The organism is Kutzneria kofuensis, from assembly GCF_014203355.1.
Classification (GTDB): Bacteria; Actinomycetota; Actinomycetes; order Mycobacteriales; family Pseudonocardiaceae; genus Kutzneria; species Kutzneria kofuensis.
The window spans coordinates 1-25,937 of record NZ_JACHIR010000003.1; the positions used below are offsets into that span (position 1 = coordinate 1).

Consider the following 25,937-nt stretch of genomic DNA (forward strand, 5'->3'; position numbering starts at 1 on the left):
AAAACGCGCTGGTAATCGCGGGCAAAGGGGCTGACGCTGCCGAAATGCCTGGCGAAGTACCGGGACCGGGCCCACGAGGGATGGGCCCGCCGCAGCACCGCCGTGACGAAGGAGGCACACTGGCTCTGGTTGGACCACGTCGCCGGCTCGCCCGGCACGCCCCAGGTGACGATGTTCGGCTCGTCGGGCTCCTTGTACACGTTGGCGCCCGCGCCCGGCAGCATCAGGTGGTCGATGAGCGCCTCGGCCTCGGCCAGGTGCGGCACCACCACCCGCCTGGGTCTGAGCAGGTGGCGGGCCGTAGCCAGGTCGGCTGCGTGCACGTCGGATCCTCCTTGGGCTGGTCGGGGGATACCCTAAATGGTCGGTCCGCAGTCCTGACGCAACCCTGGCGCAACCCGGGCGTGATGCTGTGATCAACGCCAGTTGGGGGCAGCCCTCTCCAGACGTCAGGAGACCCGCGTGACGATGACGAATGTGGTGCCCCGCGGCGACACGGTCCTGCGGTCCGTGCTGCACCTCGCCGACCTCGCCCCGAACGCCGGGGGCTACCAGTGGCGCCTCACCGACGGCGCCGCCCACCTGCACGTCGACGCGCCCGACAGCCGGCCGGCCGTGCTGCTCGGCGTCGGCGCCGTGCTGCACCACCTGCGGATCGCGCTGGCGGCCGCCGGCTGGGGCGCGTTGATCAGCCGCGGCACGACGCCGTCCGATCCGACGCACATCGCCTCGATCCGTGCCGTACGGAAGCAGCCCACCACCGAGCAGGTCGCGATGGCCGCCGCGATCAGCGTGCGTACCGGCGATGACGCCGACTACGGCGAGGCGGCGGTGCCGTGGACGGTGCTGAACCGGCTCGCCGCCCAGGCCCGTGCCGAGGGGGCGGAGATGACCGTCGTGCTCGACCACGAGACCCGGATCAGGATGCTTCGCCGCACGCGGTCACTGCGCAACGCCGGCGTGGTGGCGGTGATCGGTTCACGGCCGGGTGACGAGGTGGTGGCCGGCGCGGCGCTGAGTGCCGTGCTGCTGATGGGCACGGTGTGGGGGCTGCTCGGCTGCCAGCTGCCGGTGCGGCCGCTGCTGGCGCAGCAGGTGATCGGCCCCGACCTGGTGCCGCAGGTCGTGCTCAGACTCGGCTATCCCCGCACCTGATACGCGCGGAGGTGCTCGGCGGGATGGCCGAACAGGAACGCGGCGCCGTGCGCTCTCTTGAAGTAGCGCTGGGCGTCGTGTTCCCACGTGATGGCGATGCCGCCGTGCAGCTGCACCATCTCGGCGGCAACCCGGCCGAGCGCCTCCGAGCAGTACACCTTGGCCTCGACCGGGTGGTCGGTGTCGTACGCCGCCGAGCGGGCGGTCTCCACCAGCACGTGCATGTCGGCCAGGCGGTGCTTGACCGCCTGGAAGCCGCCGATCGGCCGGCCGAACTGGACGCGTTGCTTCGCGTACTCGACGGTCATCTCCAGGCAGCGGTCGGCGGTCCCGACCTGCTCGGCGGCGAGTGCCGACAGGGCGAATCCCCGCACCCGGCCTTCGTCGTAGGGGCCGATCAGGCCGGTCGGCTCGTCGATGGTCACGGTGGCGAGCCGGCGCGACTCGTCCATTGTGGTCAGGGGTTCGACCCGGGCCTGGTTCGGCCGCATCTCGTACAGCAGCCCGCCGACGCCGACCAGCAGCACCTCCGCTCGATCGGCGTCGAGGACGTACTTCTCGGTCGGCGGGCACCAGGTCGCGATGCCGCCGGCGGCGATCCCGGGCAACAGTCGTCGGCACGCTTCGGTGTTGCCGGTGGACAGCACCGCTTCGGCGGCGATGGCCGTGCCGAGCAGGGGAACCGGCGCCAGCGTCCGGCCGAGCTGCTCCAGGACGATCTGCAGCTCGGTCAGTGTCGCGCCGCTGCCGCCGTACTCCTCGGGGATGGCCAGGCCGGCGGCCCCGATCTCGCACAGCTTCGGCCACAGGTCGTCCGGCTCCTTGGCGAGGAGCCGGGCGACGGTGTCCTGCAGAGCGAGCTGCTCGTCGGTCAGCCACATAGCGCCGCCATCAGCCGTTCCCGGTGGAAGGACTCCGTGCCCCACGCCGTCACGAGCGCGCGGACCTTCAAAAGCCACCGGCTCAGCTCGAACTCGGCGGTGTAGCCGATCGCCCCGTGCACCTGCAACGCCGTTCGCATCGCTTGGTACGCGGCGGTGCCCGCCGCGATCTTCGCCGCCGACACGTCGCTGGCGGTCATCGTCACCGCCGCCCCGAACACCAGCGGCTCGGCCAGTTCCAGCGCCACGTGCACGTCGGCGAGGTGGTGCTTGACCGCCTGGAAGCTCCCGATCGCCTTGCCGAACTGCTTGCGCTGCAAGGCGTAGTCACGGGTCCGTGCCAGCAGTGCCCGCCCCAGCCCCACCAGCTGCGCCGAGCAGGCGAGGACACCCCGATCGAACGCCTGGCCATCGATCGGCCCGACCGCCTCGCCGAGCCGGTACTCGTGCAGCTGTCGCGCCGGATCCACCGACGACCGCGCATCCTCGAGGATCGCTCGATATCGCGTATCGTGCACGATCGCGTAAACGTGATCCGCATCGTCCACGATGTACGGAACATGCGGCGGCCAGGCCAGCGTGGAGCTGGGCTCCCGCAACACCGCGAACGACTCCACCACCGGCCCCGGCACGGCCGCCCGCCCCAACTCCAGGAACGCCACCACCAGATCAGGGACGGACTCGACCTCGTGCACGCCCAATGCCAGCAGCGTGTCCCATGACGTCGACTGCCTGAGCGCATCTCGCAACGCCTGCGCGAACTGCCGCTGCTCGTCGGACAGGGTGAACTTCATCGCGGCAGCCCCAGGACTCGCTCGGCGACGACATTGCGCTGGATCTCGTTGGTCCCGGCGTAGATGGGGCCGGCGAGGGCGAAGAGGTAGCCGTCCAGCCAGGGACCGGCCAACTCGGCCGCGGGCCCCAGGAGCTCCAGGGCCGTTTCGTGCAGGGCGAGGTCCAGTTGCGACCAGAACAGCTTGGTGACGCTGGCCTCGGCGCCGACGGGCCGGTCGAGCGAGCCGAGAACGTGCAGGCGGTAGGCCCGAGCGCCCATCCAGGCGTCGAGGACCTTGTTGCGCAGGGCGGTGTCGGAAGGGTCGCCGACCTCGCGCCACAGCGCGAGCAATCGGTCTGCCGCCGCGCAGAACCGCCCCGGACTGCGCAGCGACAGACCCCGTTCGTTGCCGGCCGTGCTCATGGCGACGCGCCAGCCTGCACCTGGCTCGCCGAGCACATCGTGATCCGGCACGAACACCTCGTCCAGGAAGATCTCGGCGAATCCCGCCTCGCCGTCGAGCTGCGGGATCGGTCGCACGGTCACTCCTGGCGCGCGAAGGTCGAACAGGAAGTACGTCAGGCCCCGATGCCGCTCGGCCTCCGGCTCGGTCCGGAACAGGCCGAATCCCCGGTCGGCGAAGGCGGCTCGGGAACTCCACGTCTTCTGGCCGCTCAGCAGCCAGCCGCCGTCGGTGCGGACGCCACGGCTGCGGATGGCGGCGAGATCGCTGCCGGCCTCCGGCTCGGACCACGCCTGAGCCCAGATGTCGTCGGCCCGAGCCATGCGGGGAAGCAGCCGCGCCTGCTGCTCTTCGGTTCCGTGTGCGTAGAGAGTCGGTGCCAGCAGGAAGATCCCGTTCTGGGCGACTCGCCCCGGTGCGCCGGCGGCCCAGTACTCCTCCTCGAACACCAGCCACTCGGTCAGCGAGGCGCCGCGACCGCCGTGCTCCGCCGGCCACGAGACGGCGGAGAGCCTCGCCTTGGCGAGGGTGCGTTCCCACTCGCGGTGCTGCTCGAAGCCGTCTGCGGTGTCCATGGAGGACAGACCGGTGGGCACGTTCTCGCTCAGCCAGGCGCGAATCTCGTGCCGGAACTCCAGGTCGGTGTCGTCAAGATCCACTGGCGCCTCGCATCGACCTGGCGTCCATGCCCGCCAACGAATCCGGCGACACCTCGGCGTTGTGGGCGTGGGCCAGATGGTGCAGGCCGAAGACCGAGTCCATGCCGGCGCGCATGCCCATCTGGTCCTCGGACTGGTTCACGGCCTTCTTGGCCAGGGCCAGGCCGAATCGCGGCATCCGGGTGATACGGTCGGCCAGCGCGGCGACGGTCGACTCCAACTCCTCGCGAGGGACGACACGGTTGACCATGCCCCACTCGTAGGCCCGCTGTGCGCTGAAGCGGTCGCCGGTGAACAGGACCTCCTTGGCGGCGCGGGGACCGAGGACCCAGGGGTGGGCGAAGTACTCGACGCCGGGAATCCCCATACGCACCACCGGATCGGCGAAGAAGGCGTCCTCGGCGGCGACGATGAGGTCACATACCCAGGCCAGCATGAGGCCGCCGGCGACGCAGGCGCCCTGCACCATGGCGATCATGGGCTTCGGGATTTCCCGCCAGCGCCGGCACATCCCCAGGTAGACCTCGCTCTCGCGGGCGAAGCGCTGGTCGCCGCCGGACTTGTCGACGTGGTCCCACCACAGGACGGCCTTGCGCTCGAAGGTGACGTCGACGTCCCGGCCGGGAGTGCCGATGTCGTGCCCGGCGGAGAAGTGGTCGCCGGCGCCGGCCAGCACGATCACCGACACCTCGTCGTCGTTGACGGCCCGCTCGAACGCCGCGTCCAGGGCGTAGGTCATGGCGGAGTTCTGGGCGTTGCGGTAGCGCGGCCGGTTCATGGTCACGGTGGCCACCGCGCCGCTGCGCTCGTAGCGGACCGGCTCCTCGGTCAGCGGGTCCTCGCTCACCGGACCTCCTCGCGTAACAGGCGTTTGAGCACCTTGCCGGACGGGTTCCTGGGCAGTGCGGACAGGAACTCGACATGTCTGGGCACCTTGTAGTTGGCGACCAGGGCCCGGCAGTGCTCGATGACGTCCTCTGTGGACAGTGTCGTCGACGCCACGACGAAGGCCTTGCCGACCTCGCCCATGCGCTCGTCGGGCACGCCGATCACCGCCGACTCGGTGACGCCGGCCAACCGGGCCAGGGCCTGCTCGACCTCGGCCGGGTAGACGTTGAAGCCGCCGCACACGTACATGTCCTTGAGCCGGTCGGTGATCGTCAGGTAGCCGCGATCGTCGAGGATCCCGACATCGCCGGTGTGCAGCCAGCCATCGGCGTCGATGGCGGCCGCGGTCGCGGCGGCGTCGTCGAGGTAGCCGATCATCACGTTGGGGCCGCGCAACAGGATCTCGCCGGAGGAAGCGATCTTCACCTCGAAGCCGGCGGTCGCCCGGCCGGAGGTGTGCGCGACGGTGTCGGCGTCGTCGTCGGGACGGCACATCGTCGCCACCACCGCCTCGGTCAGGCCGTACGCGGTGAGCACGGTGCCGAAGCGTTTCTGCATCCGCTCCACCAGAGCGATCGGAACCGTGGCGGCGCCGGTGACCGCCAGCCGCAAGCTGTCGCAACCGGGTTCGGACAGCAGCGACTGGTAGATCGTCGGCGGCCCGGGCAGGACGGTGATCCGTTCCCGCTCGACGAGTTCGCGCGTGCGGGCCACGTCGAACACGGCCTGCGGCACGAGGGTCGCGCCGGTGAGCAGGCAGACGAGAATCCCCGCCTTGTAGCCGAAGCTGTGGAAGAACGGGTTGATCACCAAGTACCGGTCGTCGGCGACGACGTTCCCGCAGTCGGCCCACGCGGCGGCGACGGCGAGCGCCTGCCGGTGCGCGCTCATCGCCCCCTTGCTGCGGCCGGTGGTGCCGGACGTGAACAGGATGTCGCTGATGTCGTCGGGCTGCACCGCGACGGCGTCGACCTCGTCGACGAACGACCAGTCGTCGCACACCAGCACGAAACCGGGCACGCCGCCGAGCTCCTGCAGCTCGGCCAGCCGGTTGCGGCCGAGGAAATCCGTCGCGACGACGAGGGCGGCGGCCTCGCTGCGGGAAATGACGTCCAGCATCTCCGGCGCGGTGAAGCGGGTGTTCACGGGCACGAGGACGCCGCCGGCACAGCTCGCGCCGAGCGCGGCGACGACCCAGTGCCAGGTGTTCGGGGCGCAGATCGCCACCCGGTCGCCGGGCCGGAGCCCGCCGGCGACAAAGGCGGCGGCCACCTGGCGGACCCGGGTACGCAGGTCGCGGTAGGTGAGGCGCACCTCGCCGTCGACAACGGCCTCGTTGTCGCCGAAGCGCTCCGCGGCCGCGTCCACGGCAGCGGGAATGGTGCTGGGTGCCACGACACCTCCTACCAAGCAACTGCTTGGTAGGCTAGCCTACGGTCATGGCGGTGACCAGATCCGAGATCCGGCGGTGGCTCGCCGAGCATCTCGTCGGGCGCTTCGCCGAGCTCAAGGGGCTCGGCGGGCCCGGCCGCGAGCACGAGGCGTTCGCCGAGCGGCTCGACTGGGAACGCCACCTCGCCGCGCACGGCTGGACCTGCCCGGCCTGGCCGGTCGAGCACGGCGGCCGCGGCATGACCTTCGACGAACAGGTCGCCTTCCACGAGGAGTACGCCCTCGCCGACGCGCCCGCCCGGGTGAACCACCTCGGCGAGAACCTGCTGGGCCCGACTCTGATCGACCTCGGCACGCCGGCACAGAAGGCCCGCTTCCTGCCGAGGATCCGGGCGGTCGAGGAGCTCTGGTGCCAGGGCTACTCCGAGCCCGGCGCGGGCTCCGACCTGGCCGCCGTCAGCACCGCCGCGCGGTTGGTCGGCGACGAGTGGGTGATCACCGGGCAGAAGGTGTGGACCTCGCTGGCGCACGTGGCCGACTGGTGCTTCGTCCTCGCCCGCACGACCCCGGGATCGGTGGGGCACAAGGGTTTGTCCTACCTGCTGGTGCCGATGAAGCAGCCCGGCATCGAGGTGCGGCCGATCCGGCAGCTCACCGGCACCGCCGAGTTCAACGAGGTGTTCTTCGACGGCGCTCGCACCGCCGCCGATCTTGTCGTCGGCGAGCCCGGCGGCGGCTGGGCGGTCGCGATGGCCACGCTGGCCTACGAGAGAGGCGCGGCGACGCTGGGCCAGCAGGTCGGCTTCCGGCGCGAACTGGAGGCCGTGATCGCATTGGCCGACCCGGAAGACCTCGCCCTGCAAGAGCAACTGGCCCGCGCGGCGGTCGAGCTGAGCGTCATGCGATCACACGCCTTGCGTACCAAAGGTTCCGACCCGTCGGTGAGCAAACTGCTGTGGGCCGGCTGGCACCGGCGGCTCGGCGAGCTGGCCATGCGGGCCCGCGGCGCCGAGTCGATGATCGTCGAGTCGGCCGAGTCCGGCTACGACCTGGACCAGTGGCAACGGTTGTTCCTGTTCAGCCGGGCCGACACCATCTACGGCGGCTCCGACGAGATCCAGCGCAACATCATCGCGGAACGGGTGCTCGGCCTGCCCAGGGAGGCGCGCGGATGATCGATTACGTGCCCGGCCACGACCTGCTGGCGGACAAGGTGGTCGTCGTGACGGCGGCGGCCGGCACCGGCATCGGGTCCGCGGCCGCCCAGCGGTGCCTCGAAGAGGGCGCCAAGGTCCTGATCAGCGACTGGCACGAGCGACGGCTCGGCGTGACGCTGGAGAAGCTCGCGGCGGACCACGGCGACCGGGTGGCCGCGACGACGTGTGACGTCACCGACGAGAGCCAGGTCCAGGCGCTGATCGACACCGCGGTCAGCACATTCGGCCGCCTCGACGTGATGATCAACAACGCTGGTCTGGGCGGCACGAGATCCGTGCTGGAGATGACCGACGACGAGTGGTCCCGCGTGCTCGACGTGACCCTGAACGGGACCTTCCGCTGCACGCGGGCCGCCCTGAGGAGAATGGTGGACCAGGGCAGCGGCGCGATCGTGAACAACGCGTCGGTGATCGGCTGGCGGTCGCAGGCCGGCCAGGCCCACTACGCCGCCGCCAAGGCCGGCGTGATGGCGCTGACCCGCTGCGCCGCCGCCGACGTCGCCCCGCACGGGATCCGGGTCAACGCCGTCGCGCCGAGCCTGGCCATGCACCCGTTCCTGGCCAAGGTCACCAGCGAGGAGCTGCTGGCCGAGCTGACCGAGCGGGAGGCGTTCGGCAGGGCGGCTGAGCCGTGGGAGGTGGCCAATGCCATGGTGTTCCTCGCCAGCGACTACGCCTCGTACCTGACGGGCGAGGTGCTGTCGGTCAGCAGCCAGCACCCCTGAGGGAGAACCATGAGCCGTCGAGCCGAACTGCTCGCGCTGGCCGCGAGGATGTTCGCCGAGCGCGGCTTCCTCGCCACCACCGTGCGGGACATCGCCGACGCCGCCGGCATCCTGTCCGGCAGCCTCTACCACCACTTCGACTCCAAGGAGTCGATGGTCGACGAGATCCTGCGCGGTTTCCTGGACGAACTGTTCGGCCGCTACCGGGAGATCCTCGCCGCCGGCGAGCCGCCCAGAGCGGCGCTGGAAGCGGTGGTCGTCGCGTCGTTCGAGTGCATCGACCGCAGCCACGACGCCGTCGCGATCTACCAGCGGGAAGCCGCCTACCTGTCGCAGTTCGAGCGGTTCGGCTACCTGACCGAACGCAACGTCGAGTTCCGCAAGATGTGGGTCGGGCTGCTGGAGGAGGGCATCCGGGTCGGGGCGTTCCGTGACGACCTGGACGTGGAGTTGGTCTACCGGTTCATCCGCGACACGGTGTGGGTGGCCGTGCACTGGTACCACCCGGGCGGGCCGCTGACCGCGGACGCCGTCGCCCGGCAGTACCTGTCGATCGTGCTGGACGGGATAGCGCAAGGGAGGGGCCGTGGCCCAGGCGTACCTGGTTGACGCGGTGCGGACGCCGGTCGGCAGGCGCGGTGGCGGGCTCAGCCACCTGCACCCCGCCGACCTCGGCGCCCGCGCCATCGAGGGACTGCTCGCGCGGGTGAACGTGGACCCGGTCGAGGTGGACGACGTGATCCTCGGCTGCGTCGACACCATCGGCGGGCAGGCCGGGGACGTGGCCCGCACGGCGTGGCTGGCCGCCGGGTTCCCGGAGGAGGTGCCGGGCGTGACCGTGGACCGGCAGTGCGGCTCCAGCCAGCAGGCGCTGCACTTCGCGGCGCAGGCGGTGCTGAGTGGCACGGCCGACCTGGTGGTGGCCGGCGGCGTGCAGAGCATGAGCCGGATCCCGATCGGCGCGGCGATGACCGTGGGGGAGCAGTTCGGCTTCCCGACGCCGTTCGAGGGCTGCGACGGCTGGGCGCACCGGTACGGATCCGAGGAGATCTCGCAGTTCCGGGCGGCCGACCTGATCGCCCAGCGGTGGGAGCTCAGCCGGGCCGAGATGGAGGAGTTCGCCTTCCGCAGCCATTCCCGGGCCATCGAGGCCGTGGACGCCGGCCGGTTCGCCGCCGAGATCGTTCCCGTCGACGGCGTGGAGGCCGACGAGGGGCCCCGTCGGGACACCAGCCTGGAGAAGATGACGGCGCTCAAGCCGTTACGGCCGGACGGCCGGGTGACGGCGGCGCTGGCCAGCCAGATCTCCGACGCGGCGAGCGCGGTCCTGGTGGCGTCCGAGGACGCCGTCCGCGCGCATCGCCTCAAGCCGCGAGCCCGCGTGCACCACCTGTCCGCCCGCGGCGCGGACCCGGTCTACATGCTGACCGCGCCGATCCGCGCCACCCGGCACGCGCTGGCCAAGGCCGGCATGTCGATCGACGACATCGACCTGTTCGAGGTCAACGAGGCGTTCGCCAGCGTCGTCCTGGCCTGGGCCAAGGAACTCAAGGTCGACCTCGACCGGGTGAACGTCAACGGCGGCGCCATCGCACTCGGCCACCCCATCGGCGCCACCGGTACCAAGCTGACGGCGACGCTGCTGTCATCGTTGGAACGCACTGGCGGCCGGTTCGGGCTGCAGACCATGTGCGAGGGCGGCGGCCAGGCCAACGTGACGATCATCGAGCGACTGCCCTGATCACTCCGGTTCCCAGGCGATGAGCTGGTCGAACAGACGCCGGTCGCCGTCGGCCTTCAGGGAGTCCACCGGAACACGGCCGTACAGCGCCAGCACCAGCTCAGCGGCCGTGCCCCGGAGGGAGGCGTCGGCCGCCGGCGTCGTGTCGGGCGTGGCAGGTCGGCACCACCGTGCTCGGGCTCGCCGGCCGAGGCGGTGTCCTCGTTCGGCGTGGACCAGTAGGTTCGGAGGCGTGCCCGAGGAGCCGATCATCGCCTGCTCGCTGACCGGAGGCGAGCAGAAGGACCGTGCCGAACAGTGGCGGCGCCTGCTCACCACAGCCGTCCGCCGGGAACCCGTCGACGGCGGGATCCGCTTCGTGCTGCCCGTGGAGATGTCCGCCCAGGTCGCGACGCTGGCGGTGGACGAGCAGCAGTGCTGCCCCTTCTTCGAGTTCACCCTCCGCCTGGCCGACGGGCGGCTGGCCTTCGAGGTCCGCGCCCCGGCACAGGCGGCCGAGCTGGTGGCCGACGTCTTCGGCACCTAGCACCCCGGCGAGTCCCGCTCTCAGACACACCGAATGCCGGTTTCGGGCAGAACTGAGCCCCGAGGCTCAGTTCTGCCGTTTTCCGACATTCGGTGTGCCGCTAAGCGGGACTCGCGGGGGTGGTCAGGCCGAGGTGGTCGCGGAGGGTGGGGCCGGTGTAGTCGGTGCGGAAGACGCCGCGTTCCTGCAGCAGCGGCACCACCTTGTCGGCGAACTCGTCGAGGCCGCCGGGCGTGACGTGGGGGACGAGGATGAAGCCGTCGCTGGCGTCGGCCTGCACGAAGTCGTTGATCTGGCCGGCGACGGTGGCGGGAGAGCCGATGAAGTTCTGGCGGCCGGTGACCTCGATGATCAGCTCCCGGATCGAGAGGTTCTTGGCCTCGGCCAGCTCCCGCCACTGGCGGGCGGTGGCCAGCGGATCCCGGTACATGCGGACGCTGGCCCGGCCCTTGGCGATGGTGTTCTCGCCGGCCACCGGGTCGAACGCGGGCAGCGGCCCGTCGGGGTCGAACCCGCTGAGGTCGGCGTTCCACAGCTGCTCCAGGAACTTGATCGCGGTCTGGCCGCTGACCTGCTGGCGCCGCACGACATCGGCCCGCTCGTGCGCCTCGGCGTCGGTGTCGCCGAGCACGAACGTGGCGGCGGGCAGCACGATGAGCTGGGAGTGCTCCCGCCCGTACTTGGCCAGCCGGCCCTTCACGTCCGAGTAGAAGGCCTGCCCGGCCTCCAGCGTCCCGTGCCGGGTGAAGATCGCGTCGGCGGTGGCGGCGGCGAACTCCCGCCCCTCCTCGGAGTCGCCGGCCTGGATGATCACCGGCCGGCCCTGCGGACTCCGCGGGACCGGGAACTGCCCGGCGATGTCGAAGTGCTCGTCGTGGTGCTCGAACCGACCGGGCTCACCGCGGAGGAACTGCCCGGTGGCCTTGTCGGCGACGAGGTCGTCGGCCCGCCACGAGTCGAACAGCTCCCACGCGGTCCGCATGAACGTCTCGGCCCGCGAGTACCGCTGGTCCTGCGGCAGGAAGCCGCCGCGCCGGAAGTTCTCGCCGGTGAAGGCGTCCCAGGACGTCACGACGTTCCACGCCGCCCGCCCCTCGGACAGGTGGTCCAGCGACGCGAACTGCCGGGCCACCTCGAACGGCTCGTTGAACGTGGAGTTGATCGTGCCGGCCAGCCCCAGCCGGGACGTCACGGCGGCCAGCGCCGCCAGCACGGTGAACGTGTCGGGCCGGCCGACCACGTCCAGGTCGTAGATCAACCCGCCCTGTTCCCGCAGCCGCAGGCCCTCGGCCAGGAAGAAGAAGTCGAACTTGGCCCGCTCCGCGGTCTGCGCCAGCTTGACGAACGAACTGAACTCGATGTGGCTGCCGGCCTCGGGGTCGCTCCACACGGTCGTGTTGTTCACGCCGGGGAAGTGCGCCGCGAGATGGATCTGCTTCTGCTGCTTGGTCATCGCTTCCCCCTCAGGCGACGTAGCGGTTGGCGGGCCGGTCCAGGCCGAGCAGCCCGCGCAGGGTCGGGGCCTCGTACGACTTGCGGAACGCCCCGCGCGACCGCAGTTCCGGCACCAGCCCCCGGGTGATGGCGGTCAGGTCGTGTGGCAGCGCCGCCGGCCGCAGCCGGAAGCCGTCCAACCCGGCGACGTGCCAGGCGAGCAGCAGTTCCGCCAGCTCGGCGGGCGTGCCGGTGAACACGAGCGCGTCGCTTTCCAGCAGCGCCAACGAATCCAGCCGGGCCCGCCGGTCGGCCGCCGCCTGCGACGTCTCGTCGAGGAACACGACGAGGTCCGCGAACACCTGCCGGCCGTGCTGGGCCTCGACCAGCGCCCCGATCTCCTCACGCGACTGCGGCGTCACGTACACGACGTCAACCGACGAATCGGCGACGCCGGAAGACGCCGTCACCAGCGGCTGCCCCTGCGGCGGCCGCGGCGTGATGGACGGGCCGCGGACCTTGAAGAACCGGCCTTCGAAGTCGATGTAGTGCAGCTTCTCCCGGTCGATGAACCGCCCGGTGGCGACGTCCCGGATCTCGGCGTCGTCCTCCCAGCTGTCCCACAGCCGGCGCAGCACTTCGATGTAGTCGGCGGCTTCCCCGGAGATGTCCTCCCCGAACTCGCGCCGCCCGAAGTTGCGGTATTCCTCGGGGCTGGAAGACACGGAGACCTGCACACCGCCCCGACCGGTGCTCACGTAGTCCAGTGTGGCGATGGCCTTCGACAGGTGGAACGGCTCCGTGTGGGTGGCGACGATCTCCGGCACCAGTCCGATGCCCGAGGTCAGCGGCGCGACCCGGGCCGCGGTCAGCACCGCGTCCAGCCGCCCGCGCACGCCGTCGGACGGCAGCGCCAGCGAGTCGCGGAAGGTGACGAAATCGAGCGTGCCGGCCTCGGCCTCCCGCACCAGGTCCAGCCAGTAACCGGCCTTGAACACCTCGGTCGGGCGCGCGTCCTCGGAGCGCCAGGCGGCCGGGTGCCAGCCCGCGCCGTCCAGCGCGACTGCCAGTCGCGGACCAGTTCCTCGTGTCATGACGGCGATTGTGCGCCGGTCACGCGTCCGCCCGCAGGGACGGCCACGTCGTGGGAAAGTGCCGCCGGTCGGGAATAACCGCGCCCTGACAGAATGCGGGCATGCCGCACATCGGACTGGTCGCCGTGCTCGTGCACGACTACGACGAGGCGATCGCCTTCTACACCGACGCCCTCGGCTTCGAGCTGCGGGAGGACACCGACCAGGGCGGTGGCAGGCGCTGGGTGGTCGTCGCCCCGCCCGGCTCGACGGAGACGGCGATCCTGCTGGCCAAGGCGGACGGCCCCGGCCAGCAGGCGCGGGTCGGCGACCAGACCGGCGGCCGCGTCGGCCTCCTGCTCAACACCGACGACTTCGCCCGCGACCACGCGCGGATGCTCGCCGCCGGTGTCGAGTTCGAGGAGGAGCCGCGACACGAGCCGTACGGCTCGGTCGCGGTGTTCTCCGACCTCTACGGCAACCGCTGGGACCTGATCCAGCCGGTCACGGGTACTGCGTGAGCATCGCGAGGTTGGTCGTCTTGTCCGACGGGCCGCCCGTGGTGTTCACGACGTGCGCGATCGTGCCCTGCCCGCCGCCGAGCGAGAACGTGATCATGCTGTGGAAGCGCACGCCCGGCGAGCGGGGGGCGGCGATCGCCCGGTCGGCCACGATCGTCCGGTCGACGGCGAAGATGCAGTAGCTGCCCAGCCCCCACGCCTCGTGCCGGCGCACGTGGTCGCCGACCGCGTAGGCCGGGAAGCCGCGGTTCTTGCCGTCCATCCAGCCGGCCTGGTTGGGCGGGTCGTACGGCATCTCGTTCTGGAAGAAGTAGGTGCGGCCGTTCTCGCCGTTCCACTGCACCTGCGTCTTCTGGTGGTGCTCGACGAACAGCCCGTACGCCACCACGTCGTCGCCGTTGACCACCAGGCCCTCGCCCACGGTGTTGCTGGTCCAGCCGACGCCGCTGCCGTGGTCGGCCCGCCACAGCCAGGTGTTGTCGATGATCACGTTGTTGCTGTTGACCACCACCGACTGCTTGGTCTTGCCCGGCAGCGTGCCGCCGATGCGCACGAACACGTCGTGCAGCGAGCTCGGGTTGCGGCTGTGGTCCCGGCGCGAGCCGGCGGGGCCGATCCGGATCAGCGCCTCGGACTCCGTGGTGCCGGCCTCGATCAGCAGGCCGGCCAGGTGCACGCCGTCCACGTCGGCGACGTCGATGGCGATCGCGCCGTTGTCCGGGATCAGCGTGGCGTAGCCGAGACCGAGGATCACCGTGTCCGGCTTCGTGACCTTGAGCGACTCCGGCAGGTGGTAGATGCCGGGCGTGATCAGCAGGTGCTTGCCCTGCGCCAGCGCGGCGTTCATGTCGGCGACGGTCGTGCCGTCCTTGACGATGAGGAAGTCCGCGATCGGGATCGAGGTGCCGGCCGGCTGCTGCGCCTCCCAGCTGGTGGCCTGCGCGTCGTGGCGCACGGCCGGCACGAACACCTGCCACGCGCCGGCGGAGTCCACGTAGAGGAAGGGCTTCTCCCGGATCACCGGCGACTTCGGCACGGAGGTGACCGGCGGCGTCGGAAACGTGGTCGCCGGCGCGTTGGCGGTGCCCACGAAGACGATGTTCCAGTTGGAGCCGACCCAACTGCCCAGCACCGAGTTGCGGGTGACCCACTGCTGCTGGGTGCCGGAGTTGATCTGCCCGGTGAGCTGGCAGTCGGCGATGAAACCGCCGCTGGACCAGCTGCCGTCGGACAGCTTCAGGTCGCCGAGCAGGTAGATCCGCCGGTAGAAGGTGGCCTGTGAGACCGCCCAGGTGTCCTGGCCGCTGCGCGGGACGATGTTGAGGTTCTCCGCGCCGCGCCAGAAGTTGATCAGCGTGTTGTTGCCGTGCGCCTCGCCGAGCACCTGGCAGGAGCCGGTGATGCCAGCCGCCGCGGGCTGCAGGCCGAGGCCGGCGACGTGCGTGTAGTAGCCCAGCTTCACGTCGATGCCGTAGCCGCCGGGCTTGAACAGCAGCGCGTATCGGCCGGAGCCGAACTCGGCGTGCTGCTGCTGGGCGTACACCGCGTCCACCGTGGACTGGATCTGCGCGGTGGGAACGGAGCCGTCGAACACGTACACGTTGGGGCCGAGGTCCGGATCGCCCGGTTTGGGCTGCGCCGGCGGGGGAGGCGCGGTCGGCGCGGCCGCCGCGTTGCTGGCCAGCGCGACCGCCGGCGCCGCGGCTAATGCCGCGCCGAGGAAACCTCTGCGGGCCAGGCCTCGGCCGGTCTTGACTTCGTTGTCGGACACAGGGCAGTCCTTTCGAACCGGGCCCCGACCGCCGCCCGACCGGGGCTTTGTTCGAGTCGTGATCTAACTCGTGAAAATAGTGGGCCGTCAAGGTGTGAAGACGAAGAGACGCGGTGTCCATATAGTGGGGGCATGGCGCAGACCGAGACCGACCAGCCGCAGCCGATCCGCCGGGGCCGGGGCCGCCGGCCCGCCGCCGAGGTGCGCGAACAGGTGCTCGACGCCGCCGGCGAGCTGCTGCTCACCGAGGGCATGGCCGGCTTCACCATCGAGAAGGTCGCGGCCAAGGCCGGTGCCAGCCGGATGACGATCTACAAGTGGTGGCCGTCCCGGGGAGCGCTCGCACTGGACGGCTACGCCACCAAGGTGCGCACCGTGCTGGAGTTCCCGGACACCGGCGACATCGAGGCGGATCTGACCGCACAGGTGTTGGCGTTCACGCATCTGCTCACGGGAACCGGCGCGGGCAAGGTGATCGCCGAGCTGATCGGCGCCTCGCAGACCGATCCCGAGCTCGCCTCGGCTTTTCGGGAGCGCTACTCCGCGCCGCGGCGGGCACTGGCCGTGGCGGCGATGACCAAGGCGATCGAGCGCGGCCAGCTCCGGGACGACATCGACCCCCAGGTGGTCGTCGACCAGCTGTGGGGGGCGTGCTACCACCGGCTGTTGATCCCGGACGAGCCGATCACCGACGACTTCGCGAAGGCGTTGGTGCGCAACGTGATGGTCGGCCTGAAGCGCTGATTGTCGGGGGGTGAGGGGCGGTCCGGTGTGGACCGCCCCGCGGCCACGTGCGGCTCAGACCACGCCACCGTTGACGTAGATCACCTGGCCGTTCACCCAGCGCGCCGGGCCCGCCAGCCAGGACACGGCCTCGGCGATGTCGGCCGGCTCGCCCAGCCGCTCCAGCGGCGCGAACTTGGCCATCCGGTCGATGGTCTCCTGGTCCTTGCCGTCCAGGTACAGCGGCGTCGCGGTCGGGCCGGGGGCCACGGCGTTGACGGTGATGTCACGGCCGCGCAGCTCCTTGGCCAGGATCAGCGTCATGCCGTCGACCGCGCCCTTGGTGGCGGCGTAGGCGGTGTAGTTCGGCAGCGCGATGTGCGTGACCGAGGTGGAGAAGTTGATCAGCGCGCCGCCCGGGCGCAGCCGCCGCACGGCCTGCTGGTCGACCACGAAGGTGCCGCGCACGTTGGTGCGGTGCATCCGGTCGAAGTCGGCCAGGTCCAGGTCGGCCAGCGGCGACAGCAACATGATGCCGGCGGTGTGCACGACGACGTCGATGCCGCCGTAGCGCTTCTCGGTGTCCTCGAACAGCGCCGCGACCTGCTGCTCGTCGGCGACGTCGGCCTGGAACGCCGACGCGGTGCCGCCGGCCGCGGTGATCGCCGTGACGGCCTCCTCGGCGCGCTGGGGGTTGCCGGCGTAGGTGACGACAACCGTCTGGCCGTCCTTGGCCAGCCGCTCCGCGACGACGCGGCCGATACCGCCCGACCCGCCGGTGACGATGGCAACCCTGGTCTCGCTCATGGTCCTGACTCCCTGCTCTGTTGTGGACGCTGTGTACATATAAGCACGGATGTGGACGTCGTGTCCATATCTCGTGTCGTGTCGGCGGTCACATGGTGCACCCGTCGATGTTAGATACACTGTGTCCATATAACTGGGAGGTGTGTGATGCGTGGTCGACGTCCCGCCGCCCTCGTCCGCGGGCAGGTGCTCGCCGCCGCCGGTGAACTGCTGCTGGCCGAGGGCATGGGCGGTTTCACCATCGAGAAGGTGGCGGCGAGGGCCGGCTCCAGCCGGATGACCATCTACAAGTGGTGGCCGTCCAAGGGCTCGCTGGCCCTCGACGGCTACGCCACCGTGGTCCGGCACAGCCTCGAGTTCCCCGACACCGGCGACGTCGAGGCCGACATCGTCGCCCAGCTGCTGTCGTTCGTGCGCCTGGTGCGCGACAGCCGCGCCGGGCGGGTGATCGGCGAGCTGATCGGCGCCGCCCAGACCGACGCCGAACTCGGAGCGTCCTTTCGGGAACGCTACTCGCGCCCGCGCCGGGAACTTGCCGAGCGCACCCTGCGGCGGGGCGTGGAACGTGGTGAACTCCGTTCCGACTTCGACCCGCAGGTGGTCGTGGACCAGCTGTGGGGCGCCGTGTACCACCGGCTGCTCGTCCCCGACGAGCCGCTGACCGACGAGTTCGCCCGGGCGCTCGTCGCGAACATCCTGCCCGGCCTGCGCAAGGAGAAGACGATCGTGAGCACTCCCGCCGCCATCCAGGCCTTCGTCGACGCCACCAACAAGGCCGACACCGAGGCGTTCCTGGCTGCCTTCACCGACGACGCGTTCCTGGACGACTGGGGCCGGAAGTTCCACGGCCACGACGGCGTCGCCAGTTGGAACAAGACCGACAACATCGGCGTGCAGGCCCATTTCGAGCTGGCCAAGGTGGAGCCGGCCGGCGAGGCCGACACCTACACCGTGACGATGAAGGTGCGCAGCCACCGCTTCAACGGCACCGGCACCATGGCGATCAAGGTCCGGGGCGACAAGATCGCGAGTCTCGTGATCTCCTGACGGCGTGTTCGTCTGCGATGACGGTCAGGGGCTGCCGGTTTTCCTGCTGCTGCACGGGTTCAGCGGTTCGGTGCGCTGGTTCGACGCCGTGACGCCCCTGTTGGCCGAGCACGGCCGGGTGCTGCGCGTGGATCTTCGTGGGCACGGGCGAACCGGCGGTCACGACGGGCTGGACGCCGAGTCGCAGGCGGCGGCCGTCAACGGCGTGCTGGATGATCTCGGTGTCGGACAGGTGACGGCTGTCGGCCATTCCTACGGCGCCGACGTCGCGCTGGCGCTCGGCCGGCGCGCGGCGAAGATCGTCATCATCGGGCAGGCGCCGGACTACAGCTACGCGACCTTCCCGGCCGGCAACGGATTGCTGGCGGCGCCGGTGCTCGGCCCGCTGCTGCACCGGCTCGCGCCGCCGGCCGCGGTGCGGAAGGCGGTGTCCTACGCCTTCGCGCCGGGCTTCGAGTTCGACCCGGCGCTGCTGCGTGATCACGCGGCCACTAGCCCGGCGGTGGCGCGGGCGGTGATCGTCGACCGGCGGCGGGCGCTGGCTGCTCGCCCACTCGACGAACAGGTGCGTGATCTCGGCGTGCCGACGCTGGTGATCCTCGGCCGGCACGACCGGTTCTACGACTGCGTCCGGACGGCCGAGCGCTACCGGGCGGCCGGCGCCCGCGTGGAGATCGTTCCCGACGCCGGCCACAGTCCTCAGGTGGAGCGACCGTCGCAAGTTGTGGATCTAGTGCTTTCGTTGCACGCCAACTGCTCCGAATGACCTCTGGTCGTCGCGGTCAAGATCGCGTAGGTCTGGGAGCATGGCTGGCTCACGAACCGGCGTGGCCGCCGGTATCGCCCTGTTCGCCCTGGCAACTCTTACCGCGTGCAACCTTCCCGCCACCGCCGGCGGGGACAGCGGCGCGCCCCTGCCCAGTGACAGCACCCAGCAGCTGGCGTCGTTGAAGATCGCCGCCGCCGGGCCGATGACCGGCTACTCGCGGGACCGCTTCGGCGGCGACTGGATCAAGCAGGCCGACGGCTGCGACACCCGCGTCGACGTGCTCAAGGCGCAGGGCAAGGAGGTGAAGTCCAAGGGCTGCACCGTGACCTCCGGCAAGTGGATCTCCCTGTACGACGGGGCCACCGTCACCTCGCCGCACGACCTGGACATCGACCACCTCGTGCCCGAGGCCGAGTCGTGGCGGACCGGAGCCGCGCAGTGGACGCAGGCGCAACGCGTCGCCTTCGCCAACGACCTGGACGAACTCGTCGCCGTCACCGCGCACAGCAACCGGAGCAAGGGCGACCAGCCGCCGCCCGGCTACATGCCGGTGCAGTCGGAGTGGTGCGACTACGCCACGCACTGGATCAAGGTGAAGGCCAAGTACAAGCTGACGATCTCCCAGGCCGAGCACGACGCGCTGACGCAGATGCTCGGCGCCTGCCACTGAGGACGGCAGGGGTGGCCTGCGCCGGTGAAGCGGAAGTCGCTGGTCCCTTCCTGATTCTGGGGGCGGAACCCCCATGTGCCGCCGGCGGTCACGGGGCAGCCTGGCGGTATGGCGTTGCGGGACGTGGGGTTCACCCCGGTGCAGGAAGAGGTGTACCGGGCGCTGGTGGGCAATCCGGACGTGGTGCCGCCGGGATCGGACCAGGCCGTCCGTGAGCTGATCGCGCTGGGGGTGCTGCGGCGTGACCCGTCGAGCCCGTCCGGCGTGCGGGTGCCGAATCCCTCGGTGGCGCTGGGGGAGCTGGTCGAACGGGTCGAGGACGAGCTGGTGCGCCGGCAGCGCCTCGTCGGGGACATCCGCTGCGAGATCGCGGCGCTGACGGCGGAGCACACCCGGCGGCGGACCGCCCCGGACAGCATCGGGGTGGAGTGGCTGACCGACTCCGGCGAGGTGCTGGAACGCCTGGACGAGCTGTCGTTCTTCACCCGCACCAGCGTGTTCGCGGTGCAGCCGCTGAGCCCGGCCGACCGCCGCCGGGCGGTCGACCCGGCGCAGCTGGACCTGCGGATCATGCGGCGGGGCGTGGACATGCGCGTGATCTACGACGGCCGGCTGCTGGCCAACGACGGTGCGGTGGCGCAGCTGAACCGGCTGGCCATGGCCGGTGTGGAGATCCGGTTCGCGCCGGAGCCGCCGGATCGGATGATCATCATGGACGAGAGCGTCGCGGTGCTGCCGGTGGACCCGGCGGACAGCCGCGCGGGCGCGGTCGTGGTGCGGCAGGCCGGCCTGCTGCGCGGGCTGGTCCGGCTGTTCCACCACCTGTGGGCGGCCGCCGAGACCACCGAGGACGTGCTCGACGACGAGGACCGCCGGGTGCTGAAGCTGTTGGCGGACGGCAAGACCGACGAGACGGCGGCCCGCGAGATCGGCATGTCGGTACGCCACCTGCGCCGCCGCATCGCCCGGTTGATGGACGTGCTCAAGGCGACCAGCCGCTTCCAGGCCGGCGCCGCGGCGACGAGGAAAGGATGGATCTGATGGCCGAACCACACCCGACCGAGCCGGAACCGGCCCAGGACGAGGAGTTCCTGGTCAGCGTCTTCGCCTGGGACTGAAGGCGGCGCCGGGCCGCCGGTGTCCGCTTGCTGACCGCGGCCGCGTCACCTTGCTGACCTGCGGCGATCTTCCGGCACGGCCCGGTCACGGCGAAAACTTGGGCCATGCCCGAACACAGCACCTTCCCGCTGGTCGAGCTGGTCCGCGCGGCGATCCCGGACGGCTCGGCCGACCACTGGCGGCTGCGCACCGACGACTTCTGGTGCCACGTCAGCCACGACGACGGCGTGCGCCGCAAGCAGGGCTGGAAGCTGCACCTGTCGGCGACGCCGCTGTCGGCGCCGATGGTGCTGTTCCGCGCGGCGGAAGTGCTGCTGGCACAGGGCTGCGACTTCAAGTTCGCCAAGGGACTGGCGCAGGTCGAGGAGCTGACCTCGGGCCGGTACCGGCGGGCCCAGGCGGGCAAGTTCGTCACGGTCTACCCGGCCGACGACGAGCAGTTCGCCCGGATCGCGCCGTTGCTGCACGAGGCGACCCTCGGCCTGCCGGGCCCGCGCATCCCCTCGGACCGCCCGTACGCCGAGCACAGCCTGGTGCACATGCGGTTCGGCGCGATCCACGGCGTCCCGGTGCTGACCAACGACGGTTCGTTCGAGGCGCGGCTCACCGACCCCGACGGCCGGCCGGTGAAGGACGAGCGCACGCCGTGGTTCGCACCGCCGGCCTGGGCGCCGCCGCCTCCGGTCCCGGTGCCGACGGCGGTGTCCAACGGCCGCCGGGTGGTGATCGACGATCGGTTCCAAGTGGACAGTGCGATCCGGCATTCGTCCCGTGGCGGCGTGTATTTCGGCACCGACCTGGCGACCGGCGCGAAGGTGGTGCTGAAGCAGGCTCGCCCGCACGTCGCCGCGCAGCTCAACGGCCTGGACGCCCGGGACGCGCTGCGCCGCGAGGCCCGGATGCTCACGGAGCTCAAGGGCCTGGCCGCCGAGCTGATCGTCCTCGTCGAGCACGGCGGCGACCTGTTCCTGATCGAGTCCGTGGTGCCGGGACGGCCGCTGACCGACGAGGTCGACGCGATGCTCCGCGCCGGCGCCGAGCCGTATTCCCTGGCCCGCAAGCTGATCGCCTTGCTGCGGGCGGTCCACGACCGGGGCCTGGTGTTCCGGGATCTCTCGCCGGCGAACGTGATGGCGTTGCCGGACGGGGAACTGCGGCTCATCGATCCGGAAACCGCCGCCAGACCGGGCGAACTCGTGCACCGGACCTTCACGCCGGGCTTCGCCGCACCGGAGGTGTTGAACGGCAAGCGGTTCGAGCCCGCGCCGGACACCGCCGTCGACCGCTACGCCCTGGGCACGTTCCTGCTGTTCCTGGCCACGGGCGCGCCACCGGCGCTGCCGTCGGATCCCCGCGACCCGCACGACCGCCTGCGCGCCGTCGTGACCGCCAACGACAGCGAGGCCGTGCGGCGGTTCGCGCCGGCGATCCTCGGCCTCACCCGCACCGATCCGGCCGAGCGCTGGAGCCTCGACCGGGCGCTGGCCTCGCTCGACGGCCCGGTGTCCGACGTCGCCACCGCCGAGCCGATCGGCACCGATCAGCTCATCTGGGACGGCCTCAAGCACATCGAGTCCACAATGGACCTCAGCGCCAAGCGACTGTGGCCCACCGACGGGTTCGGCACCGGCACCGACGCCTGCGCCGTGCAGTACGGGGCCGCCGGCGTGCTGGGCGTGCTCAACCAGGCGGCCAAGGCCGGCTACGACGTCCCGGTCGGCGATGTCGCCCGCTGGATCGACGAGCGGCGGTTGGACGTGCCGAAGCTGCTGCCCGGCCTGTACTTCGGCCGCGCCGGCACCGCTTGGGCGCTGCACGACGCCGGCACCCTGCTCGACGACCGCGAGCTGCGGGACCACGCCGTCGACATGGCCCGGCAGTTCCCGACCCGGTGGCCGAATCCGGACATCTGCCACGGCTCGGCCGGGCACGGCCTGCTGGCGCTGCACCTGTGGAAGGCCGGCGCCGGCGATGAGTTCCTGGCCCGTGCCAGCGACATCGCCGACGGCCTGCTCGACGCCGCCACCAGAACCGACGACGGCGTGTTCTGGCCCGTGCCCGACGACTTCGACTCGGAACTGGCCGGGACCTGGCACTTCGGCTTCGGCCACGGCGTCGCCGGCGTCGGCACGTTCCTGCTCGAAGCCGCCGACGCCACCGGCCGCGCCGATCTCCATGACGTGGCCGCGGAAGCCGGCGCCACGCTGGCGAAGGCGGCCGTCGAAGACCCCGACGGCGGCGTCCGCTGGCGTCCCGACTACCGCCGCGCCGAACGCTCCGGCGACCTGACCCGGCACTGGTGCAGCGGTTCCTCCGGCGTCGGCACGTTCCTGCACCGGCTGGGCCGGCACGACCTGGCCGCCGGAGCTGCCGTCGCGGTGAAGGCCCACCGCTGGCGGTCCTCGCCCTGCGTCTGCCACGGCCTGGCCGGCGACGGCGAGTTCCTGCTCGACCTCGGTCACGACGTCGACGACCTGGTCACGGTGCTGCGGACCCGGGCCGTGCTGAAGGCCGGGCGGGCCGTGCTGCCCGACGAGACCCAGCTCAAGTTCGTCGTCAACTACGCCACCGGACTGGCCGGCCCCGTCGGCTTCCTGCTCCGCGTCCGCCACGGCGGCCCCCGCCCCTGGCACCCCTGAGTTTCCGGCCCGAGCCGGAGAAACCCACCGAGATGAAGGAGATCACCATGGAGTTCAGCCTCGACCTCGACGCCCTGCAGCAGCTGCCCGCCGCCGAGGCCGGCACCATCACCCCCGAGTGCACCTGGACCTGCAGCTGGACCGGCGTCACCACGTACTGACCAACGCTGTGAGACGTGCGCCGTGGTCGTGCCTTCGCACGACCACGGCGCTAGATCATGTCCGGGGTGGCGGGCGTCACAGCCTTGACCTGCCGACACATTCGGGCCTTGCGGCGTCATCACGGTTGTGACGACAGGACGGCGGGGCCGGGTGGCGATGGGCCCCGAGGTGACGGTGGGGGCGACGGGGTCGTTCGCGCACCAGTTGTGGCAGCTCAAGAAGGCGGCGGGGGACCCGTCCTACGACCGGATGCGGGCCGAGTTGGGGGCGCTGGCGTCGAAGTCGGCGCTGTCGGACGCGGCGCGCGGGCATCGCCTGCCGTCGTGGGACATCACGTGGGAGTTCGTCCGCCCGCTGGCGGTGGGGGTGCTCGGCCAGGACCCACGGGCGGTCCGCCGGGCCTGGCGGGTGAAGTGGGAGGCGGCGGCCGCGCAGCCGGATTTGGCCGTCGCGGCGATCCCGGGCGACCGGTCGACCTTCGTCAGCGACCTGGACGTGCCCGACGGCATGGCGGTGCGAGCCGGTTCCCGCATCGTGAAGACGTGGATGCTGCGCAACTCCGGAACGGTGCCGTGGATCGGTCGGTACCTGCGCCGCGCGGCCTCCTTCGGCCCGGACGAGTGCGTGACGCCGGAGGAAGTGCCGATCCCGGCGACCCAACCCGGCGAGGAGGTCCGCGTCTCGGTGGACGTCCGGGTGGCCGAAACCCCCGGATACCACCAGGTCTACTGGAAGATGGTGGACGCGACGGGTCGGCTGCTGCTGCCCGGCCAGCGCGCGGTCTTCTTCCTGCTGCGGGTCGTCTGAATTGTTCGGCGGACAAATCCCCGACCTGCGGCTTCGCCGGGTTTTGTCCGCGATCGCGGCCGGCCGCTTCCGCCCGTCCCGGTCCCGCTCCCAGGCTGGGGAAGATCCATTTCGACGAGAGGGGACGGGCATGACGAAGAGCTGGATCCCGCTGCTGGCCGCCGGTATCGCGACCCTGGCACTGGCCGGGACGGCCGTCGCCGCGCCGGACGCGCCGGCCAGCGCGTCCAGGTGCGGCACGAAGTTCTGCATCAATGTCAAGGGCAGCGGCCTGCACGTCGACTCGGCCACCGTGTCGACGAAGTCGGGCAACGCCGTCACCGGCTACTTCTACCTGGAGGCGAGCACCGGCTCGGGCGCCTCGTTCATCTGGTCGCCGAAGGTGACCGCCGCGGCGGTCACCTTCGGGCCCATCGACTTCTCCGGCAACGTCTCGCTGTGCGGCGGCGAGAGCTCGGTCAAGTCGAACGTCGACCACCCCGGCGACGGCTGCATCAGCGTCCACTCCTGACCGGGCCCGCGGCCCTGACCCTCGTCGCCACGGGGTCAGGGTCGCGACTTTCGGCCACATCGGCTCGTGCGGACCGGCGTCGGGCTGCCACCATCGACCGGGTGGATCCGCTGCCCGATTCGGTGTGGAACGCGCCCGAGGTCCGTGACGCCGTCGCGAGCAACTCGCCGTCGGCGGTGATCGCCTTCGCCCGCCGGGCCCACGGCCTGCGCCAGGACGAACTCGGGGCGCTGGCTGGCTTCTCGCAGTCGGCGATCTCCCGCCTGGAAGCGGGCAGCAATCTCGCCTACGACATGCGGGTGCTGCGGATCGTGCAGCGCACCCTCAACATCCCGCCGCACCTGCTGGGCCTCGCCGAGCAAGGCGTCGCCACGGCCGAGCTGAGGGAACGCGGCGGCACGGACGCGCTGGTGGCGTTGCTCAGCGCCAGAAGCGCCAGGCTGCCGGTCACGCAGGAGATCGTCGGCGAGCTGCTGGTGGCCCGCCGGGTGATCAACGACGCGGACAACTGGCGGGTGTCGGCGGCGTTGAAACCCGCCGCCCGCGAACTGTACGAGCTCACGGACCTCCTGCGCCGGTCGGCTCGCGGTGAGATGCGGCGGATCCTGCTGTCGGTCGCGGCGCTGTACGCGGAGTTCGTCGGCTGGCTGCACGAGGAGAGCGCCGACGCGGACGGCGCCGAGCAGTGGACCGCCCGGGCGATGCAGCAGGCGCAGGCGGCCGAGGACCGGGACATGGTCGCCTACACCTACGTGCGGATGAGCCAGCTCGCCGCCGACGACCACGACCGCATGATCGGCCTGGCCCGCGCCGCCCAGCGGGAACCGGCGATCAGCCCGGTGCTGCGCGTGCTGGCGCTGGAACAGGAGGCCCGCGGCCTGGCGCAGGCCCGGGACGAGGCGGCCTGTCTCGACCGGCTGGAGCAGGCGACCATGCTGATCGACCGGGTCGAGCACCAGGCCACCGACGAGTACCGGGTCGGGTACTGGACGGACATCGAGCACCTGGAGCTGCAGCGCGCCTCCTGCCTGCTCGACCTGGGCCGGCCACACGAGGCGATCACCATCTACAACCGCCTCCGGCCGCGGTGGGGCCACATCTGCCCATGGGTCCAGGGCGTGCACACGGCCAAACTGGCCCGCGCCTACGCCACCGTCGGCGACTTCGACCAGGCCGCGTCGGCCGGCCTCGACGCCGGCTCGCTCGCCCGCGTCACGGGATCGCTGCACGTCACCCGTGAACTGCGCGAACTCGCCCCGTGGCCGACGATCGCGGAGCAGGTGCCGGCCATCGGGTGAACCCGTATGCGGATTCCGCATACGCCGACCCGGAGCCGGCATCGGTCATGCCGCCGGATCCTCGACCGGGGCACCATCGTGGGCATGGACGAGGAGGGCAGGGACGACCTGCTGTGGATGACCTACGGCGACCTGACGCTGCACTTCTACGCCACGCCGCACCT

27 protein-coding genes and 1 pseudogene are annotated in these 25,937 nt (G+C 71.1%); 17 read left to right on the plus strand and 11 right to left on the minus strand.

The genetic code is table 11. From position 1 onward, the window contains the following. A pseudogene (locus BJ998_RS42220) lies at positions 1-323 on the minus strand (hypothetical protein); the annotation flags it as partial. Positions 324-462: 139 nt separating this feature from the next. On the opposite strand from BJ998_RS42220, the gene BJ998_RS42225 reads away from it, so the two are divergent. Further along, a complete protein-coding gene (locus BJ998_RS42225) occupies positions 463-1,155 on the plus strand; it encodes a hypothetical protein (RefSeq protein WP_184869797.1) in 693 nt (230 codons plus the stop codon). On the opposite strand, the gene BJ998_RS42230 is transcribed toward BJ998_RS42225, so the two are convergent. The 5 genes from BJ998_RS42230 to BJ998_RS42250 are packed head-to-tail and all read right to left on the minus strand — an operon-like array spanning position 1,140 to position 6,216. Continuing rightward, a complete protein-coding gene (locus BJ998_RS42230; protein WP_184869798.1) occupies positions 1,140-2,036 on the minus strand; it encodes an acyl-CoA dehydrogenase family protein in 897 nt (298 codons plus the stop codon). The genes BJ998_RS42225 and BJ998_RS42230 overlap by 16 nt on opposite strands. After that, the gene (locus BJ998_RS42235; RefSeq protein ID WP_184869799.1) at positions 2,027-2,830 is read right to left on the minus strand and encodes an acyl-CoA dehydrogenase family protein; all 804 of its coding nucleotides are present in this window, start codon (positions 2,828-2,830) and stop codon (positions 2,027-2,029) included. The genes BJ998_RS42230 and BJ998_RS42235 overlap by 10 nt, the downstream gene beginning before the upstream one ends. After that, entirely contained in the window at positions 2,827-3,933 is a 1,107-nt protein-coding gene (locus tag BJ998_RS42240; RefSeq protein ID WP_184869800.1) for an acyl-CoA dehydrogenase family protein, read from the minus strand. Before BJ998_RS42240 ends, BJ998_RS42235 begins: the two co-directional genes overlap by 4 nt. Beyond that, positions 3,923-4,765 carry an enoyl-CoA hydratase gene (locus BJ998_RS42245; protein ID WP_184870266.1) on the minus strand — a complete coding sequence of 281 codons (843 nt, stop codon included), beginning with the start codon at positions 4,763-4,765 and terminating at the stop codon, positions 3,923-3,925. The genes BJ998_RS42240 and BJ998_RS42245 overlap by 11 nt, the downstream gene beginning before the upstream one ends. Before the next feature lie 11 nt (positions 4,766-4,776). Further along, entirely contained in the window at positions 4,777-6,216 is a 1,440-nt protein-coding gene (locus tag BJ998_RS42250; RefSeq protein ID WP_184869801.1) for a FadD3 family acyl-CoA ligase, read from the minus strand. A 44-nt stretch (positions 6,217-6,260) separates the two neighbouring features. Between BJ998_RS42250 and BJ998_RS42255 the strand changes: the two genes are divergently transcribed. Genes BJ998_RS42255 through BJ998_RS42270 form a run of 4 tightly spaced genes read left to right on the plus strand, consistent with a single transcriptional unit; the run spans position 6,261 to position 9,896 of the window. Continuing rightward, a complete protein-coding gene (locus tag BJ998_RS42255) occupies positions 6,261-7,388 on the plus strand; it encodes an acyl-CoA dehydrogenase family protein (protein WP_184869802.1) in 1,128 nt (375 codons plus the stop codon). Further along, positions 7,385-8,155, plus strand: coding sequence for an SDR family oxidoreductase (locus BJ998_RS42260; protein ID WP_184869803.1), 771 nt, complete (start codon positions 7,385-7,387; stop codon positions 8,153-8,155). Before BJ998_RS42255 ends, BJ998_RS42260 begins: the two co-directional genes overlap by 4 nt. Positions 8,156-8,164: 9 nt before the next feature. After that, positions 8,165-8,764 (plus strand): TetR/AcrR family transcriptional regulator, encoded by a 600-nt coding sequence (locus BJ998_RS42265; protein WP_184869804.1) that lies wholly within the window; start codon positions 8,165-8,167, stop codon positions 8,762-8,764. Then, a complete protein-coding gene (locus tag BJ998_RS42270) occupies positions 8,742-9,896 on the plus strand; it encodes an acetyl-CoA C-acetyltransferase (protein ID WP_184869805.1) in 1,155 nt (384 codons plus the stop codon). Before BJ998_RS42265 ends, BJ998_RS42270 begins: the two co-directional genes overlap by 23 nt. Here BJ998_RS42270 and BJ998_RS46890 read toward each other — a convergent pair whose 3' ends face one another. Next, positions 9,897-10,148, minus strand: a complete 252-nt coding sequence (locus tag BJ998_RS46890) for a hypothetical protein (RefSeq protein ID WP_221339614.1) — start codon at positions 10,146-10,148, stop codon at positions 9,897-9,899. Here BJ998_RS46890 and BJ998_RS42280 point away from each other — a divergent pair. Continuing rightward, positions 10,129-10,422: a hypothetical protein gene (locus BJ998_RS42280; RefSeq protein ID WP_184869806.1), complete on the plus strand. Its 294-nt coding sequence runs from the start codon at positions 10,129-10,131 to the stop codon at positions 10,420-10,422. The genes BJ998_RS46890 and BJ998_RS42280 overlap by 20 nt on opposite strands. A 100-nt stretch (positions 10,423-10,522) precedes the next feature. Here the strand turns inward: BJ998_RS42280 and BJ998_RS42285 are convergent, their stop codons facing one another. Both BJ998_RS42285 and BJ998_RS42290 read right to left on the minus strand, forming a co-directional pair. Continuing rightward, complete coding sequence (locus BJ998_RS42285) at positions 10,523-11,875, minus strand: NtaA/DmoA family FMN-dependent monooxygenase (RefSeq protein ID WP_184869807.1); 1,353 nt, start codon at positions 11,873-11,875, stop codon at positions 10,523-10,525. A gap of 10 nt (positions 11,876-11,885) precedes the next feature. Next, positions 11,886-12,950, minus strand: a complete 1,065-nt coding sequence (locus tag BJ998_RS42290) for an LLM class flavin-dependent oxidoreductase (RefSeq protein WP_184869808.1) — start codon at positions 12,948-12,950, stop codon at positions 11,886-11,888. A gap of 101 nt (positions 12,951-13,051) precedes the next feature. On the opposite strand from BJ998_RS42290, the gene BJ998_RS42295 reads away from it, so the two are divergent. Next, positions 13,052-13,450 (plus strand): VOC family protein, encoded by a 399-nt coding sequence (locus BJ998_RS42295; protein WP_184869809.1) that lies wholly within the window; start codon positions 13,052-13,054, stop codon positions 13,448-13,450. Here BJ998_RS42295 and BJ998_RS42300 read toward each other — a convergent pair. After that, a complete protein-coding gene (locus BJ998_RS42300; RefSeq protein ID WP_184869810.1) occupies positions 13,434-15,221 on the minus strand; it encodes a pectate lyase-like domain-containing protein in 1,788 nt (595 codons plus the stop codon). The two genes, BJ998_RS42295 and BJ998_RS42300, sit on opposite strands and share 17 nt — an antisense overlap. A 132-nt stretch (positions 15,222-15,353) precedes the next feature. Here BJ998_RS42300 and BJ998_RS42305 point away from each other — a divergent pair, with 132 nt between their 5' ends. Next, positions 15,354-15,965 carry a TetR/AcrR family transcriptional regulator gene (locus BJ998_RS42305; protein WP_184869811.1) on the plus strand — a complete coding sequence of 204 codons (612 nt, stop codon included), beginning with the start codon at positions 15,354-15,356 and terminating at the stop codon, positions 15,963-15,965. Between the two features lie 54 nt (positions 15,966-16,019). On the opposite strand, the gene BJ998_RS42310 is transcribed toward BJ998_RS42305, so the two are convergent. Beyond that, positions 16,020-16,751 (minus strand): SDR family oxidoreductase, encoded by a 732-nt coding sequence (locus BJ998_RS42310; RefSeq protein WP_221339615.1) that lies wholly within the window; start codon positions 16,749-16,751, stop codon positions 16,020-16,022. Between the two features lie 147 nt (positions 16,752-16,898). On the opposite strand from BJ998_RS42310, the gene BJ998_RS48285 reads away from it, so the two are divergent. The 9 genes from BJ998_RS48285 (at position 16,899) to BJ998_RS42355 (ending at position 25,773) form a co-directional block, all read left to right on the plus strand. Beyond that, on the plus strand, positions 16,899-17,798 hold the full coding sequence (locus BJ998_RS48285; protein WP_246490105.1) for a TetR/AcrR family transcriptional regulator C-terminal ligand-binding domain-containing protein: 900 nt from the start codon (positions 16,899-16,901) through the stop codon (positions 17,796-17,798). Positions 17,799-17,802: 4 nt separating this feature from the next. After that, positions 17,803-18,564 (plus strand): alpha/beta fold hydrolase, encoded by a 762-nt coding sequence (locus BJ998_RS42325; protein WP_184869813.1) that lies wholly within the window; start codon positions 17,803-17,805, stop codon positions 18,562-18,564. A gap of 40 nt (positions 18,565-18,604) precedes the next feature. After that, a complete protein-coding gene (locus BJ998_RS42330; protein ID WP_184869814.1) occupies positions 18,605-19,237 on the plus strand; it encodes an HNH endonuclease family protein in 633 nt (210 codons plus the stop codon). Between the two features lie 108 nt (positions 19,238-19,345). Continuing rightward, the gene (locus tag BJ998_RS42335) at positions 19,346-20,278 is read left to right on the plus strand and encodes a hypothetical protein (protein WP_184869815.1); all 933 of its coding nucleotides are present in this window, start codon (positions 19,346-19,348) and stop codon (positions 20,276-20,278) included. Positions 20,279-20,460: 182 nt separating this feature from the next. Beyond that, positions 20,461-22,995 carry a class IV lanthionine synthetase LanL gene (gene lanL / locus BJ998_RS42340; RefSeq protein WP_184869816.1) on the plus strand — a complete coding sequence of 845 codons (2,535 nt, stop codon included), beginning with the start codon at positions 20,461-20,463 and terminating at the stop codon, positions 22,993-22,995. Positions 22,996-23,042: 47 nt separating this feature from the next. Further along, positions 23,043-23,156 (plus strand): ALQxL family class IV lanthipeptide, encoded by a 114-nt coding sequence (locus BJ998_RS46895; RefSeq protein WP_221339616.1) that lies wholly within the window; start codon positions 23,043-23,045, stop codon positions 23,154-23,156. A 127-nt stretch (positions 23,157-23,283) separates the two neighbouring features. After that, the gene (locus BJ998_RS42345) at positions 23,284-23,964 is read left to right on the plus strand and encodes an NBR1-Ig-like domain-containing protein (RefSeq protein ID WP_312890651.1); all 681 of its coding nucleotides are present in this window, start codon (positions 23,284-23,286) and stop codon (positions 23,962-23,964) included. A 130-nt stretch (positions 23,965-24,094) separates the two neighbouring features. Further along, the gene (locus BJ998_RS42350; RefSeq protein WP_184869817.1) at positions 24,095-24,475 is read left to right on the plus strand and encodes a hypothetical protein; all 381 of its coding nucleotides are present in this window, start codon (positions 24,095-24,097) and stop codon (positions 24,473-24,475) included. Positions 24,476-24,576: 101 nt separating this feature from the next. Further along, positions 24,577-25,773 (plus strand): helix-turn-helix domain-containing protein, encoded by a 1,197-nt coding sequence (locus tag BJ998_RS42355; protein ID WP_184869818.1) that lies wholly within the window; start codon positions 24,577-24,579, stop codon positions 25,771-25,773. Positions 25,774-25,937: the final 164 nt, after the last annotated feature.

What these genes read in the sequence shown, in the direction of transcription:
- BJ998_RS46890 (WP_221339614.1), bottom strand. Translation starts at nt 10,148, where the DNA reads ATGATCGGCTCCTCGGGCACGCCTCCGAACCTACTGGTCCACGCCGAA.
- BJ998_RS42235 (WP_184869799.1), bottom strand. Translation starts at nt 2,830, where the DNA reads ATGAAGTTCACCCTGTCCGACGAGCAGCGGCAGTTCGCGCAGGCGTTG.
- BJ998_RS42335 (WP_184869815.1), top strand. Translation starts at nt 19,346, where the DNA reads ATGGCGTTGCGGGACGTGGGGTTCACCCCGGTGCAGGAAGAGGTGTAC.
- BJ998_RS48285 (WP_246490105.1), top strand. Translation starts at nt 16,899, where the DNA reads ATGCGTGGTCGACGTCCCGCCGCCCTCGTCCGCGGGCAGGTGCTCGCC.
- lanL (WP_184869816.1), top strand. Translation starts at nt 20,461, where the DNA reads ATGCCCGAACACAGCACCTTCCCGCTGGTCGAGCTGGTCCGCGCGGCG.
- BJ998_RS42265 (WP_184869804.1), top strand. Translation starts at nt 8,165, where the DNA reads ATGAGCCGTCGAGCCGAACTGCTCGCGCTGGCCGCGAGGATGTTCGCC.
- BJ998_RS42230 (WP_184869798.1), bottom strand. Translation starts at nt 2,036, where the DNA reads ATGTGGCTGACCGACGAGCAGCTCGCTCTGCAGGACACCGTCGCCCGG.
- BJ998_RS42255 (WP_184869802.1), top strand. Translation starts at nt 6,261, where the DNA reads ATGGCGGTGACCAGATCCGAGATCCGGCGGTGGCTCGCCGAGCATCTC.
- BJ998_RS42260 (WP_184869803.1), top strand. Translation starts at nt 7,385, where the DNA reads ATGATCGATTACGTGCCCGGCCACGACCTGCTGGCGGACAAGGTGGTC.
- BJ998_RS42285 (WP_184869807.1), bottom strand. Translation starts at nt 11,875, where the DNA reads ATGACCAAGCAGCAGAAGCAGATCCATCTCGCGGCGCACTTCCCCGGC.
- BJ998_RS46895 (WP_221339616.1), top strand. Translation starts at nt 23,043, where the DNA reads ATGGAGTTCAGCCTCGACCTCGACGCCCTGCAGCAGCTGCCCGCCGCC.
- BJ998_RS42295 (WP_184869809.1), top strand. Translation starts at nt 13,052, where the DNA reads ATGCCGCACATCGGACTGGTCGCCGTGCTCGTGCACGACTACGACGAG.
- BJ998_RS42305 (WP_184869811.1), top strand. Translation starts at nt 15,354, where the DNA reads ATGGCGCAGACCGAGACCGACCAGCCGCAGCCGATCCGCCGGGGCCGG.
- BJ998_RS42330 (WP_184869814.1), top strand. Translation starts at nt 18,605, where the DNA reads ATGGCTGGCTCACGAACCGGCGTGGCCGCCGGTATCGCCCTGTTCGCC.
- BJ998_RS42290 (WP_184869808.1), bottom strand. Translation starts at nt 12,950, where the DNA reads ATGACACGAGGAACTGGTCCGCGACTGGCAGTCGCGCTGGACGGCGCG.
- BJ998_RS42350 (WP_184869817.1), top strand. Translation starts at nt 24,095, where the DNA reads ATGACGAAGAGCTGGATCCCGCTGCTGGCCGCCGGTATCGCGACCCTG.
- BJ998_RS42310 (WP_221339615.1), bottom strand. Translation starts at nt 16,751, where the DNA reads ATGAGCGAGACCAGGGTTGCCATCGTCACCGGCGGGTCGGGCGGTATC.